Source organism: Catellatospora chokoriensis (assembly GCF_011297315.1).
GTDB lineage: Bacteria > Actinomycetota > Actinomycetes > Mycobacteriales > Micromonosporaceae > Catellatospora > Catellatospora citrea.
This window is the reverse complement of the sequence record NZ_JAAOTI010000024.1, coordinates 59,383-72,536: the sequence shown is the minus strand read 5'-3', so window position 1 is coordinate 72,536 and position 13,154 is coordinate 59,383. Positions and strand designations below refer to the sequence as shown.

Below are 13,154 nucleotides of genomic sequence, written 5' to 3'. Positions count from 1 at the left end.
CCATGGCGATGCGCGACGTCGGCCGCACGGTGTTCGACCTCCAGCCGGGCGAGCTGTTCCGGCGTGACGCATCCGGCAACGTCGAAGCCGACCCCGGCGCGCTGCTTGCCGGCGCAGACCTGTGGAAGTTCGGCTGGAAGGTGCTCGACCGGGCGGCGGCGGACGGATTCACCTACCACCTGGCCCCGTTCGCCTCGGCCGGGATCAACGAAGGCAACAAGCGGGAGGTCGCCGGCCGTGCCTTCGCACTGGAACGCGACTCCGGCACGACGCGGCTGTTCTTCGTCTGGCTGCCAGGCGCGCTGGTCGACCGGATGAGTAAGGGCACCCTGCTCGCCCCACTGAACTTCCATGTGATCTTCCACCCGCCTACGCGGGGGCCGGAGTACACGGGGTCGCAGCCGTACTGGAAGGGCAAACTGCCGGCCGACGGGGTGGCCTACTACCTCCGGCTCGGGACGCGCTACCTGTGCTCGGACTTCAGGGCCGTGGCCCAGCACGTCATGGCCCTGACCGACAGGGAACCCAACCTGGCCTACGTGGTCCCGGTCGCCGACCTCGCCGGCAACCTCGGCGACCTGACCAGCCCAGACGGGATGCTCGGCGCCCTAACCGAGCTGAACCGCACGCTGTCGACGTTGTTGCGCCCGGCCGGCCCGGTGCAGTTCGAGAAGATCGGTGGGGTCATGCTGTCCGGATACAGCCGAAGCGGCGACCGCCTCGTCGAACTGATGGCCCAACTGGGCCGCAAGCCGTTCTTCACCGAGCACCTGATGCAGGTAAACGCGTTCGACATCAACCTCGGCGACAACGACGCGCAGCGGCTTCCGCAGCTCGCCCGTCTCTGGGAAGGCGTCCGGCAATGGGCGAGCTTCAACCGCAGGGCCAGGGCATTCGTCTACACAGCCTACCGGAGCCACTACCAGCAGTGCCTGGCCAGCCCACCGGGCAGCGGCTGGACGGACCGGATCGACGTCAACCTCGAACAGGTGTCCTGGTCCGACAGCGCGCTAAAAACCGTGAAAGGCGACGAGCGCGGCACGGCCTCGGAGGCGTACGGCGTGGACGGACGGTTCGGCCTGGTCTGCCTGCCGATCTCCTTCTTCCGGCAGTACCTGACCAACCATGAGGGCGGCAAGAGGGAAGTCCTCGGCAATCCGGCGAGGGGCTGGCACAACGCGGACTATGACCTCGAACCACGGGCCCACGCACACGGCCTGTTCCTGCGCGGACTGATGTCCCACGCGCTCGCCCACGCCGACCCGGCGTTCTTCGCCCCCAGGAGGGTGAGGTGAGCCGCTGCGGCGCGGCTCGGTCCTGCCTACGGTCCGACACTGGCGCAGCCGCGGCACTGGGCCGAATGGCTGGTGCTGGAGCGTCATTGCTGCTTTCAACGCCAACTCGTCAAGGTCCAGTCCGGTATCCATTCAGGCCCCTGATTGAACAGGCGGCTTGCGGCGGCATCCAGGGAGTCCCGTCGGGACCGCTGCCAGCTCAGACCCTGATGTCAGGGATGGGTTGTACAGTGTCGGCTCGTGGGATGGTACGGAACGGTTGTGTTGGCCCGGCCCTCAGCGGTGTCGCTTCCCGCGCACCCTGAGGTTCGCAAGGGGTTCGGGTCACGGTTCAGCATGCCGGGGCTGTGGAGTGATGACTACAGCCTGCACGACGTCGGAGACGGCTGGCAGCGCGTCGGGGTGAGCGCGTTCTACAGCGAACGCCCGCGGATAGCGCAGGGCGTGGCGGACCTCGTCGCGGCCACCGGTGCCCCGGCGATCGCTGCCTATATCTCTGAGAGCAGCTGCGCCCACGTGGAGGGCCGGACGCCGGCTGGCGTGGCCTTCACCCTGCACCTGCCCGACCGCGACGAGGCGTGCGGATACGAGCACCTCGACGGTCGTCCCCGGCCGAGCCCTCCCGACGCTGCGCTCGAAGCAGTCATGGCGTGGGCGGCGCAGGTCGGGCGGCGCACGTCGGCGGGCGCGGTTGCTCAGATCCTGGACCCGGCCTGGAGCCGTGGCACGATCATGGAGGAAGTGATCATCGACTGGTACGGCGCGCTCGGGTTCTCGTCAAGGGGCATGGTCGAGCCGACGGTCGACCCGGATGATCCTGCTTTTGAAGGCTTCCAGAAACAGGCCTTCAGGGCCGACTGCAAGGCCAGTGCGCAGTGGCGGGCAGCGCTGGAGGGTGACACGCTCGACGTCTCGTGGGATCTGACGGAGCAGGAACGCGAGTACCTCGCGTTCCGGGACCTGCTCTGGGGCTCGGTCTATGGCGGAGGACTCACGCAGGAGGAATGCGTTGAGCGGTATGACATCCTGCGGGCGCGCTGGGTCTAGGTCTCCGAACTAATCCGAGCGCTCTACCCGTTCGAGGAAGGGCGCTCCGCGTCGCCGCTCGTGAACAACAGCCCCCGTAACCAGCGGCGCAGCAAACGGGTGTATGGATCAAGCAGGGTTTTACGTTCCATACATCAGGCCCGGTGATTGATCAGGCGGTTTTTGCGGCGGCATCCAGGGAGTTCCGGCGAGGGCGCCGCGGTGGGCGTCGAGTGGGTTGACGCCGTGGTTGCGGGCGGTGGCGAGGTAGGAGCGCACGCGGCAGTGGCGGGCGGCGGTACGGACGCTGCGCCAGCAGCCGCCAGGTCTCATTAACGTGTTCGGCAAGGCGATCTGCGACGCCTAAAGATCCTGGTACTGGTGGGCAAGTGCCTTGTTGTGTGCCGCCCGCGCGGCATGCCAGTGAGCACGCAGTACGTCGGCCCCCTGTAGCCGAAGCAGGATCGTGCCTGTGTCATGGAGGAAGCGCAGTGCGTACTGGGTGCTGGTGCGCAGATCCGGGAGAACATTCTCACCCAGGATGCGGTCGGTCGGGGTCCGCGCGAAGAAGTCACACCACACGTCACTGCCAGGTTCGTCGAACGCCGCAAGAATGTCATCGAACGTCCGTACATCGATAATTCGCGTGCCGGCCCACTCGTCCTCCCATCCGCGAACGCGCGTTGCCATGCCTGGAAGGGCACACAACCTGCCCCAGTCTTGCCGGATCTCACTCACAGCGACATGAACATGTCCCAGGCCTGCTCGTCTAAAGCGTTCCGTGAGCGGACGCACGGTGTCGGCCACCTCGCCGCTGCCTATCGCACGATTGCGAGCTAAGACGTCGACCAGAACGAGAATATCGTCGATGAGAGCTTCCCAGTCGGAATCTGACAGACGGGCACCGTCACCGCGATCGGGCAAAGTCCGCTCGATACGCCGAGCGCTGGCCTTCATACTCTCAATTAGCGCCTCCGATTCGGCGACATCTCTTTGTTGGCCGGCTTCCTGGTCACGTAGCTCGATCACACGGCGTAGCACGACTATGGCTAGAGGGAGGCCGAAGCAGGCACCAACCATCGTCGAAAGGATGTTTGTGAGGAAGGGCCGCGACTGCCACCAACCCCAGGCGTCGCCCAGAATCCCAACGCCGACAAGCACAATTCCTATCGCAACGAGGGCGATTGATACCAGAGCGATTAGCCGCTGAGCCCGGTCTGTTCGTGCTTCGATCGGCGGTGCAACCAGGTGCAGCAGAGGGCGCGGAGTGTCGTCGTTGCTTGAGACTTGCCGGGCCGCATGCATCTCGTAGGGCATTGTCGACGCATCGGCCATAGTCACAGGATACTGGGTTACGCAACCAGGCTGGGGCCGCTCGAGCACCCCTTGGTGTGCTGGTGCGACATCCGCGTCCCCCGTCGGAAGCGCATTGGCTCCAGGTGGCGGTCAGTGGTGAGGACCTGCCGCCCGGCATTGCGAAACCAGCCGCTGCACGCTCCACGGCAAGCCCATCGCCGCGCATAGACGCTACGTACCGCGCCGTACTAGCTCACGAGAGCTGACCCACCATTCCGGCAGCGCATCCCCGCGCTCGCGCAGCGGCGGCTGCCGCGCCGGCTTGCTGCAATGGAGACCTCGGGCGCTCCCTTCGCCAAACCCGTCAACGTGCACCGTGGCCAACACGCGGATGCGGCCGGTCGACGTCCTGTGGGCGCCACAGCGCCATCACCTGGATCCCGGCCAAGGCCGAGGACTACCTCAGCGGCGAAAACCCCGTCCAGCGCATTGATGAGCTCATCGTCGCGCGTGACCTCGATGCCGCGCTCGCACAGCTCAGCGATCAGCTCGACTTCCCGCACGACGCGTAGGCGCAGGATGTCGCCGTTGAGGGCGCTAAAGTCGTTCGTGTCGAACCGGGCATGCAGGCATGTGGCAGCATGCGTCGTCGGGCGGCCCGGGCTGCGGGCGGCGCCGTTCAAGCGCGAGGTCCCAGACCATGAGCCGACGGTCGGATGACAGGTGGGCGGTGTGTCCCTGGTCGCCTTGGCGTTGAGGCCGAGTAGCGCTGGAGCGGCGAGGTCGTTCTGGACGGCGCGCCCGGATTTGCAGGCATAGAACGCCAGCGCCGTTGCGACGGGGTGGGCCGTCGCTGTAGGCGTGCTTGTCCGGCCCTACGAGTGCGGCCAGCTGTGACGGGCGACGTCGGTAGCGTCGGCCAGGGCCCAGTAGACGGCCTCGACGCTCATGGCCTCGGCTTCCCTGCTGGGCCCACGTCATCGCGGTCAGGAGTGTGCCGATCGGGTCGACGGTCGCTTGGTGCCTGCTGACGGCAGACCAGCAGGTCTTTCCCGATGGCGCTTCCATCTCCGTACAAAGGGTCGCCCACCAACTCGCAGAGGTCGCGGCCGGCACCGGCGTAGACGAAATGATCGGGCCCGCTCGCGGTGTGCACGATGACAATCCGCTGCACACAGCGCAGACCCGAGGTGTACGCGGCATCCAGCAGCCGGGCGTGGCCTTCGGCCCGGGGCTGGCCGGCCTGCGTCGCCGTCGAGACGAGGACGTGGCCGTCGTGGTCGAGCAGCTGTGCTGCGGCCTGCAACAACGCGGCAGGTTCGGTGGCGTCATGGCCCGGCCGCGGCCAGGCCAGTGCGACCAGCTGTGCCTGGCCGAGGTGCATGTCGAGCCCGGCGGCCTGGCGACGGTCGTACATCGGAACGTGGCGGCGGCCAATGGCACGGGCGACCAAGGCCAGTGCGGGGTCGGTGTCGAGGTCGATGATGAGACCGCCGCGGCTGGTGTAGACGGCGAGCAGCCGCAGGGCGTCGGCAACGGTCAGGTCCGGTCCGGTGGCGTCCTGGCGGATGTGCCAGACCGCGACGGGTGGCAGGTGACCGGTGTGCCGCTCGGGGCGATGTGAATGCGGGCGAGTCGGCCGCTGGTGATGGGTCCTGGGCTGAGGTGATGTGTCCACGCCATCGAATAGCGCTGCTGTTGGCCGAGATCGGAGGTGCGTCGGCGCCGTGTTGGCCAACACCGGCAATCCGGTCACAGCACACGAGCCCAGGTCGTGGCCACTGTTGGCCAACAGAGGTAGGCAACCCTGGGGGCACGGTCCTCGTCTTGAGCCCGCAGCCGGGGCGATGTCGCGACCATCGACCCAACAGCGGCCAACAATGCCCCTACCTGCACCCGGTCGGCCGTCGCCGGCCGGCCGCGGCTGCTTTGCCCGTGATGTGACCGGCATGTGTGTTGGGTGTGGATGAACGGATGACGGCATCGCAGCCGCCCCAGAGCAGCGGGCGGAGCAACTCGGCAGAGGAGTCGTGATGTCGTTTCCGGGAACAGGTTGGCCAGCCGGACCGTTGCAGGCCGCGCAGCGGGCATTCGGATGGCTGTGCTGCGAGCCGCAGCCGCTGACCTTCGACTGCCGGCCCTATGCGGGCCTGCCCGACGGTGACGTGGTGCTCGAGCCGTTGCGTGAGTTGCTGCTGGCACCGCAGACGGGCCGTGCCGTTCGTGACGCGGTGTGGCGTGAGCTCGTGGTGCGTGCCCGTGGCGGGCAGGCGCCGTGGATGGTCGCCGTGGTCGGTATGGCACTGCCTGCGCTGGTGCGCGCCGCACGGGCGTTGTCGGGCGGTAGGCCCGGTCAGCCGGACCTGGACGCGGAACTGCTGGCTGGATACCTGGCTGCTGTTCACACGGTCGACCTGGACCGGGGCCGGATCTGCGCGCGGCTGGTCCGTGCTGGTGCCGCCGCCGCGCAGCGGCTGCGTGACACCGACGCCGCGCATGTCGCAGTGCAGGCGTGCCGGTTCGTGTCCCGGGCGCCGTCGCGGCCGTGGGACCACCCGGACCTGCTGCTGGCACGGGCGGTGACCAGCGGGGTGATCAGTGAACTTGACGCGCGGCTTATCGCCGTGACCCGCTTGGACCGGGTGCTGCTGGCCACCGCCGCGGCCGGGCTCGGTCTCGCTACGACGTCGGCGCAGCGCCGGCGCCGCCGCGCCGAGCACCGGCTCGTCGCCGCTCTCGTTGGCGGTGACCTGTGACCGTACGTCCCGGACCGCGCGCATCAAGGGTGTGCGTCGACTGCAGTCGCCGCCCGGGATTCCTGCGCGTGCGGGCACGCACCCTGAGCTGCCTGTTGGGTGGTGTTGGGTTCGTCCGATGCCGGATCCGGGCCTACGCGGCCGCCTTTTGAGATGAGCGGCCGCCATCGTGGCGGCCGGTGAGGGAACCCGTGGCGGACACGGACGGACCGGCCCGCGCCGGTGGTGGCATCTGAACCCCACCCGCCTGCGCCGCAAAGCAGGCCCGCGGCAGACGTCCTGTCCGCCACGGCGTCCCTTACCCATGAACCTGGAGGTGGATCATGATGGTGGAGCTGGTCGACGCAATCCTGTCCGCGGCACCACAGCCGGCGATCAAGACGCTGCCGGAAGTCATCGCCGGTCTGACGTCGTGGGTCGTCGGGATCCTGGCCGGGGTCGCGACCCTGTTCCTGACCATCGGCGGGCTGCGCTACCTCGCCGCGGGCGGTGACCCGGCCGAGGTCGAGCGGGCCAAGACGTCGCTGCGCTCGGCGCTGGTCGGCTACGCCCTGGCGGTGCTTGCGCCGGTGCTGCTGTCCGTCGTGCAGGGCATCGTGGGCCGCTGACATGGCCCCGCTCGCCCGCCCCGGCGTGGTGTCGGAGCTGCCGTTCGTCGGGCTGCCGGTCGAGGCGATGGTCACGGCGCTGAACACGTTCCTGGCCAAGGTGCTGCTGGGGCTGCTCGGGTCGTTGCTGGACCTGCTGCGGGCCAGTGTGTTCACGTCCCCGGACGTGACGGTGCTGCCGCAGGTCGCCTCGACGTCGTGGACGGCGATGGCGGTCGTGGACACCTGCTACGTCCTGGTGATCGTCGCCGCGGCCGCGTCCGGCATGACCGACGGCCTGGTCCAGGTCCGCTACACCTTGGCGGACCTGGGCCCGCGGCTGGTGGTGGCGTTCGTCGGGGCGAACTTCGCCCTGCCGCTGTGCTCGGGGCTGATCCAGACCGCGAACGCGCTGACCATGGCGCTGACCGCCGACACGATCTGGTCCCAAGCCTCCCTACTGCAGCTGCGCAGCCTGATCGAGGCGGCGCAGACGAACATGACCGGGACGGTGGCGTTCCTGTTCACCGTCGTGCTCGTCCTCATCGCGGTCCTCGCGGCGATGCTGGTGTGCCAGTGGCTGGCCAGGGTCGGGGTCCTGATCGTGCTGTGTGCGATTGCTCCGGTCGCCCTGGCCTGCCACGGCCTGCCCGCCACCGACGCCGCCGCCCGTGCCTGGTGGCGATCCATGCTCGCCGCCCTGGGCACGCAGCTGCTGCAGGCCGTGTGCCTGCACGTGTGCATCTCCGTGCTCGTCAGCGACCAGGCGCCAGTGCTGCCTGCAGCCTCGGATACGCAGCTGGCAGTGCTGCGGCTGTTCACGGTCCTGGTGCTGCTGTGGGGCACGGCCCGGATTCCGTCGCTGATGGGCCGGTTCGCGACCAACGCGGGCGGGGGAGGGCAGCGGCTGGGTTCGTACCTGGTCAAGAGTGTGCTGATCAACCGCGGCCTGGGCGCGCTGCGGACGGCCGGCGGGGGTGGGCGAAGGCCGATGCAGGTCGTCAACGTCCGCAACATCACCTACAACCGGCTGTCGCAGGCCGCCCTGCCGTCACGCCCGACGCCCCGACCCGGCAGCCCCGGCCCTGCTGGCTCGGGCGGTGCGACTCCGCCGGCCGGCAGCCGTCCGAACGGCCCACGGCCCCGCCCACGATCCGGACCGGGTCCTGCGGGTCCGGTCTCCCGGCCCTGACCCGCCGTACCCGCGTCCTGCCCGCTGACCGCGGGTCGGGCCCTTCTTCCGTTCCCGATTGGAGCACTGTGATGAGCGAATACGAGCTGGGAGCGCACATCCCGGCTGACGTCGACGCCCCGGACAAGGTCGTCTACAACCTGACGTTCCGGCAGGCGGCGATCCTCGCCGCGACCGCGGCCGGGTTGTGGCTGGCGTGGCAGCAGCTGCGCGACCTGCTGCCGGGCCCGGTCCTGCTCGCGGTCGGGCTGCCCGTTGCGGCTGTCGCGGTCGTGGTGGCGCTGGGCCGCCGCGACGGCCTGAGCCTGGACCGGTGGCTCCTCGCCGGGCTGCGTCACGCCCGCACCCCCAAGGCCTACCTCCCGCCGCACGCCGCAGGCGCCGGGCGTGCCCGGCTGCTGCACACCACGTCCCGGCCGGTCGTGCCGGGCGTACTGCAGTTGCCCGCCCAGGCCGTCGGCGCCGACGGTGTCCTCGACCTGGGCCAGCACGGCACGGCGGCGGTGGTGGCGGTGTCGACGGTCAACTTCGGGCTGCGCGACCCCGCCGAGCAGGCGGCGCTGATCGACACGTTCGGCCGGTGGCTCAACGCCCTGACCTGCCCGACACAGATCCTGCTCACGACCCGGCCGGTCGACCTGACCGCCCGCGCCCGCACCCTGTCGGCGGCCGCGGGCCACCTCAACCACGACGGCCTGGCCGCCCTCGCTGCAGATCACGCCGTGTTCCTGACCCGGCTCGGCGAGCAGACTCAGCCCCTGGCCAGACAGGTCCTGGTCGTCGTCCGTGACCCCGCCCGGGTGCGGGCCCGCCGTCACGCCGACGACACCGCCGCGGCCCTGGCCCGCTGCGCCGCCAACACCCGCGTCCTGGACCCCACCCAGCTCACCCATGTCCTGACCCACGCCGTCGACCCGCGCCGCCCCGGAGGCCTGCCATGAAACGACCCGCCATCACCGGAGCCCATCAGCCCGTTCCGCAGCCTGCCGGGCTGCACGCCACCGCCCGCCATCTCGGTGTCGGCGATGGCCTGTCCGCATCGTTCGCGGTCGTCGGCTATCCGGCCGAGGTCGGGCCGGCGTGGCTCGAGCCGCTGCTGTCGTGGCCGGGCTGTCTCGACGTCGCGGTGCACATCGACCCCGTCGACCCGGCGACCGCCGCCGACCGGCTGCGCCGCCAACGTGCCCGGTTCGAGGCCGGCCGCCGCGCCGGCGACGCCCGCGGCCGCCTGCCCGACCCGTACCTCGACGCCGCAGCCGATGATGCGGCCGCCCTGGCCGAGCAGGTCGCCCGCGGCGCTGCGCGGCTGTTCTCCGTCGGCCTGTACGTGACCGTCCACGCCGCGACCGAGGCCGACCTCGCGCAGGCGTGCCGGCAGGTCCGTGCCGCTGCAGCATCGGTCTTGCTCGATGCACAGCCGGCCACGTTCCGGCACCTGCAGGGTTTCACCTCCACCCTGCCGCTGGGCGTCGACGACCTGCACGCCCGCCGCACCATGGACACCGCAGCGCTGGCCGCAGCGTTCCCTCTGGCCGCAAACGACCTGCCCGCGCCGCTGCCCGGCGACTCGCCCACCGCCGGCGGGATCCTGTACGGACTCAACCCCGCGACCGGGTCGGTCGTGTGGTGGGACCGGTTCGCCCAGGACAACCACAACACCGTCGTGCTCGCTCGCTCCGGCGCCGGCAAGTCCTACCTCGTTAAACTCGAAACCCTGCGCAACCTGTACCAGGGCATCGACGTCACCGTCATCGACCCCGAAGACGAATACACCCGCCTCGCCCACGCGGTCGGCGGCACCGTCATCGCCCTCGGCGCGCCCGGGGTGCGGGTCAACCCGTTCGACATCCCCGCCGGCGACACCCGCCCCGACGCCTACACCCGCCGGTGCCTGTTCGCCCACACCGCCGTCGCGGTCCTGCTCGGCTCCGAGCAGCTCACCCCAACCGACCGCGCAGCCCTCGACCGCGCCCTCATCGCCACCTACACCGCCGCGGGCATCACCCCCGACCCCGACACCTGGACGCGGCCGGCACCCCAACTGGCCGACCTCGGCCAGGCCCTGCAGGCCGACCCCGACCCGGCTGCACGCACCCTCGCCGCGCGGCTCGCACCGTGGACGACCGGCACCCACCGGCACCTGTTCGACGGCCCCACCACCGCCGTCCCCGGCGGCCACCTGACCGTCTGGTCGCTGCGGCGGCTGCCCGACGAGCTGCGCACCATCGGCACGCTGCTCGCACTCGATGCGACGTGGCGGACCATCGACAACCCGCCCGCGGCGGGGGTGCGCCCGCCGCGGCGGGTCGTGGTCGTCGACGAGGCGTGGCTACTGATGCGCGACGGCGAAGGAGCCCGGTTCCTGCACAGGATGGCCAAAGCGTCCCGCAAACGCCGCGCCGGGCTCACCGTCATCACCCAGGACGCCGCCGACCTGCTCGGCACCGACCTCGGGCTCGCCATCGTGTCGAACGCCGCCACGCAGATCCTGCTGCGGCAGGCGCCGCAGGCCATCGACGCCGTCACGGCCACGTTCGGGCTGACCGCGGGCGAGCGGCACTACCTGCTGTCGGCCGACCGCGGACAGGGCCTGCTACTGGCCGGCACCGAACGCACCGCCTTCGCCCAAATCGCCTCCGACAAGGAACACGTCCTCGCCGCGGATGGCCTGGAGTTCGCAGAATCTTCAGGTGTCTAGAGCTTGAACCCGGGGGTGCTGGGCGCTCGAACACGGAGTGTTGACCCCTGGGTTCGGTTCGGCCTCGTGCTACGGCTGGCAGGTCAGGGCGTGTCTCGTGGATCAACGCGGCCTAGTACCTCACCAAAGGGTGCCGGTGGTGCGGATGGTGTCGAGCTGGACCCAGACAGCGTGGCTCGCCGCCAGCAGCGCAACGGCCGCGCCGGCGAACGTCCACCAGCGGTGCGGGCCGGGGCTGCGGCCGAGCAGGGTGGCGGTCAGTGCAGCCGTCAGCAGGACCTCAGCGACACCCTCAACGAGCCAGGTCCAGCCGGTGCCGAGGGTGTAGGCGTGCGTGGCAGCGACCGCGCCATGTCCGGCCAGCAGGGCGAACGAGCAGCCTGCGGCAAGCGCCGCGACAGTGGGGCGGGCCCGGCGGATGGCCTGGCCGAGCAGGCCCAGCACCGTCCCGCCGGCGGCCGAGGCGGCGGTCCAGAAGGCGGTCGCCGTCAGTACCGACACCAGACTCGACTCACCGGGGAAGGCATCGCCGTCGGCGACCGCATCCCGCCAGCGGTGGCCGTCGACGAGAATGGTTCCGTAGTAGACCAGCGTGGCGACGGCGAGGACGGTGACCGCGGAGCCAATTGCGTTGCGGCGGTCCCGGGCCCCGAAGCCGAAGGCCAGGCCGACCGCGCCCCAGGCGAACATGCTGCTCGACACCAGCAGCATCACGACGGCGAGCAGGCCCTGGCAGAAGTCGGTGGCGTAGGCGAGGCCGCCGAGGACCACACCTACCGAAGCCGCCCACCACCACACGGAAGGTGATGCTACGCAACGAATCCCGGCGCTAGGGGGCGTCTCGTGGATCAGCGCGAGCCGACGTCCAGGACCAGGCGCAGGCCGCGTTGATCCACGAGACACCCCTAGCCTGATGCGAGGCTGTCGGCAGCGCGGTCGTAGTGCAACTCGGCTAGGCGGGGCAGGGTGGAGAACACCTTGTCCCGGTTGTCGAAGGCGATCGGTCTGCCAGCCGGGGCGCCGATCCGGTCCCGCCGAGCGTGGAAGCCGCGCCTGTCGAGCTCAGCCTCGATGCCTTCTTCCTCGCCCGTGACCCGGTCCCAGGCGATCAGGCCGACGTGTAGGAATTCCTGGCAATCGGCGAAGTCGTTGCCGGTCGCGGTCACTGCGACGGCCGCAGGCACGTCAGCGAGGGAGTCGGGATCAGCAAGTGCCGCCTCGTATACGTCTCGTCCCTGAACGATCAACCAGTTGCGGAAGTATAGGAAGAGGTCATCTGAGCCGAACCCTTCGTTGATCAGCATGCACGCCGCCCAGAGGTCGTATCGGTATGCCCTGTCCTCGAACTCGTCGTGCAACTGGGCGAAATCGGCGATCTCGGAGGTCGGAAGCCAGGTGAGTGTCCTGATGACGATGGCGGGAACCCCGCGCCAGTCTCCGCTGCATCGCCGACGTGCGCCACCGACGATGTTCCAGAAGCCGTCGGCGTCCACGGTCGCTCCTCGTTCAGCGTGGGTGAGCTGCGTGACACGATAGTGCCCGGAGTGGCTTTGTCGTACCGGTTCGGCCAGCAGGATCACGTGGTCACCGATGTGCAGTCTGCCGTCGTGCAGGTCGGTGAGCAGAAGACGGCGCAGCTGACGGATGCGTACGGTGTGGAAGGCCAGTAGCGCGCTCAGCGCCGCTGCGCAGGCCGAGCCGTCGCCACAAGGACGCGGCCATGTAGTCCCGAGCCGCAGTCAGGAACTTACGCGCGTCGGGCAGCCACTGACTCCAGCGCTCGAACAGCAGCGCCACCTCCTCCTCGGCGGGCGACACCCGAGCCGCGCCGTAGTCGGTGCTGGCCGGGCGATTGAACTCGTCTATCACCTGGTCGACGACGTGCCCGGCGAGGGCGTGGATGTCGCCCCGGTGTCGGACCGTGAGGAAGTCGAAGAACTGGCCCAGCGTGATGGCCTTGCCGCTCACCGCGGAGTGCGCCCGGCCGAGGTCCCGCCGCTGGTGCGCCGATAGCGATCCGCATCAGCCGGTCTCGCGGTCCACGCCGGTCTGCCCAGGAACCGGATGAACTCGAACAACACGCTGCGGTCGCCCGCGATCGTCGAGTCCCGGCAACCGGCACCGACCGACGCCAACAGGAACCGGTCCACCAACTCCTGCTCGTAGTCCTCGATCTCCTGCGCAGTGCCCAAGCGCCGCGTCGAGTCGATGGACCTCACCAATGCCAACGCCAGCGGACACCAAACCTTCCCGAGAACAGGAAGAACGCCATGAATCCCTACAAGTCGTCAGTATTGCTGACGC

12 protein-coding genes are annotated in these 13,154 nt (G+C 69.6%); 7 read left to right on the top strand and 5 right to left on the bottom strand.

Going from position 1 to position 13,154, the window contains the following annotated elements; translation table 11 throughout:
- Positions 1-2: 2 nt before the first annotated feature.
- Both HAV39_RS30270 and HAV39_RS30265 read left to right on the top strand, forming a co-directional pair.
- The gene (locus tag HAV39_RS30270; RefSeq protein ID WP_191842581.1) at positions 3-1,295 is read left to right on the top strand and encodes a PilN domain-containing protein; all 1,293 of its coding nucleotides are present in this window, start codon (positions 3-5) and stop codon (positions 1,293-1,295) included.
- Positions 1,296-1,631: 336 nt separating this feature from the next.
- Positions 1,632-2,342 (top strand): rhodanese-like domain-containing protein, encoded by a 711-nt coding sequence (locus HAV39_RS30265; RefSeq protein ID WP_191842580.1) that lies wholly within the window; start codon positions 1,632-1,634, stop codon positions 2,340-2,342.
- A gap of 342 nt (positions 2,343-2,684) precedes the next feature.
- Here the strand turns inward: HAV39_RS30265 and HAV39_RS30260 are convergent, their stop codons facing one another.
- Positions 2,685-3,656 (bottom strand): hypothetical protein, encoded by a 972-nt coding sequence (locus HAV39_RS30260; protein WP_191842579.1) that lies wholly within the window; start codon positions 3,654-3,656, stop codon positions 2,685-2,687.
- A gap of 907 nt (positions 3,657-4,563) precedes the next feature.
- The gene (locus HAV39_RS30255) at positions 4,564-5,373 is read right to left on the bottom strand and encodes a hypothetical protein (RefSeq protein ID WP_191842578.1); all 810 of its coding nucleotides are present in this window, start codon (positions 5,371-5,373) and stop codon (positions 4,564-4,566) included.
- 277 nt (positions 5,374-5,650) lie between these two features.
- On the opposite strand from HAV39_RS30255, the gene HAV39_RS30250 reads away from it, so the two are divergent.
- The 5 genes from HAV39_RS30250 to HAV39_RS30230 all read left to right on the top strand — a co-directional run bounded on the left by HAV39_RS30250 (position 5,651) and on the right by HAV39_RS30230 (position 10,850).
- Positions 5,651-6,373 carry a hypothetical protein gene (locus HAV39_RS30250; protein ID WP_191842577.1) on the top strand — a complete coding sequence of 241 codons (723 nt, stop codon included), beginning with the start codon at positions 5,651-5,653 and terminating at the stop codon, positions 6,371-6,373.
- A gap of 323 nt (positions 6,374-6,696) precedes the next feature.
- On the top strand, positions 6,697-6,981 hold the full coding sequence (locus HAV39_RS30245; protein WP_191842576.1) for a pilin: 285 nt from the start codon (positions 6,697-6,699) through the stop codon (positions 6,979-6,981).
- 1 nt (position 6,982) lies between these two features.
- The gene (locus HAV39_RS30240) at positions 6,983-8,152 is read left to right on the top strand and encodes a TrbL/VirB6 family protein (RefSeq protein WP_191842575.1); all 1,170 of its coding nucleotides are present in this window, start codon (positions 6,983-6,985) and stop codon (positions 8,150-8,152) included.
- Between the two features lie 71 nt (positions 8,153-8,223).
- Positions 8,224-9,093 (top strand): PrgI family protein, encoded by an 870-nt coding sequence (locus HAV39_RS30235; RefSeq protein WP_191842574.1) that lies wholly within the window; start codon positions 8,224-8,226, stop codon positions 9,091-9,093.
- Positions 9,090-10,850, top strand: a complete 1,761-nt coding sequence (locus HAV39_RS30230; protein WP_191842573.1) for a VirB4 family type IV secretion system protein — start codon at positions 9,090-9,092, stop codon at positions 10,848-10,850. The genes HAV39_RS30235 and HAV39_RS30230 overlap by 4 nt, the downstream gene beginning before the upstream one ends.
- A gap of 120 nt (positions 10,851-10,970) precedes the next feature.
- Here the strand turns inward: HAV39_RS30230 and HAV39_RS30225 are convergent, their stop codons facing one another.
- The 3 genes from HAV39_RS30225 to HAV39_RS30215 all read right to left on the bottom strand — a co-directional run bounded on the left by HAV39_RS30225 (position 10,971) and on the right by HAV39_RS30215 (position 12,818).
- On the bottom strand, positions 10,971-11,648 hold the full coding sequence (locus HAV39_RS30225; RefSeq protein WP_191842572.1) for a hypothetical protein: 678 nt from the start codon (positions 11,646-11,648) through the stop codon (positions 10,971-10,973).
- Positions 11,649-11,755: 107 nt separating this feature from the next.
- Entirely contained in the window at positions 11,756-12,430 is a 675-nt protein-coding gene (locus HAV39_RS30220) for a DUF4240 domain-containing protein (RefSeq protein WP_191842571.1), read from the bottom strand.
- A gap of 4 nt (positions 12,431-12,434) precedes the next feature.
- Positions 12,435-12,818: a hypothetical protein gene (locus tag HAV39_RS30215; protein ID WP_191842570.1), complete on the bottom strand. Its 384-nt coding sequence runs from the start codon at positions 12,816-12,818 to the stop codon at positions 12,435-12,437.
- Positions 12,819-13,154: the final 336 nt, after the last annotated feature.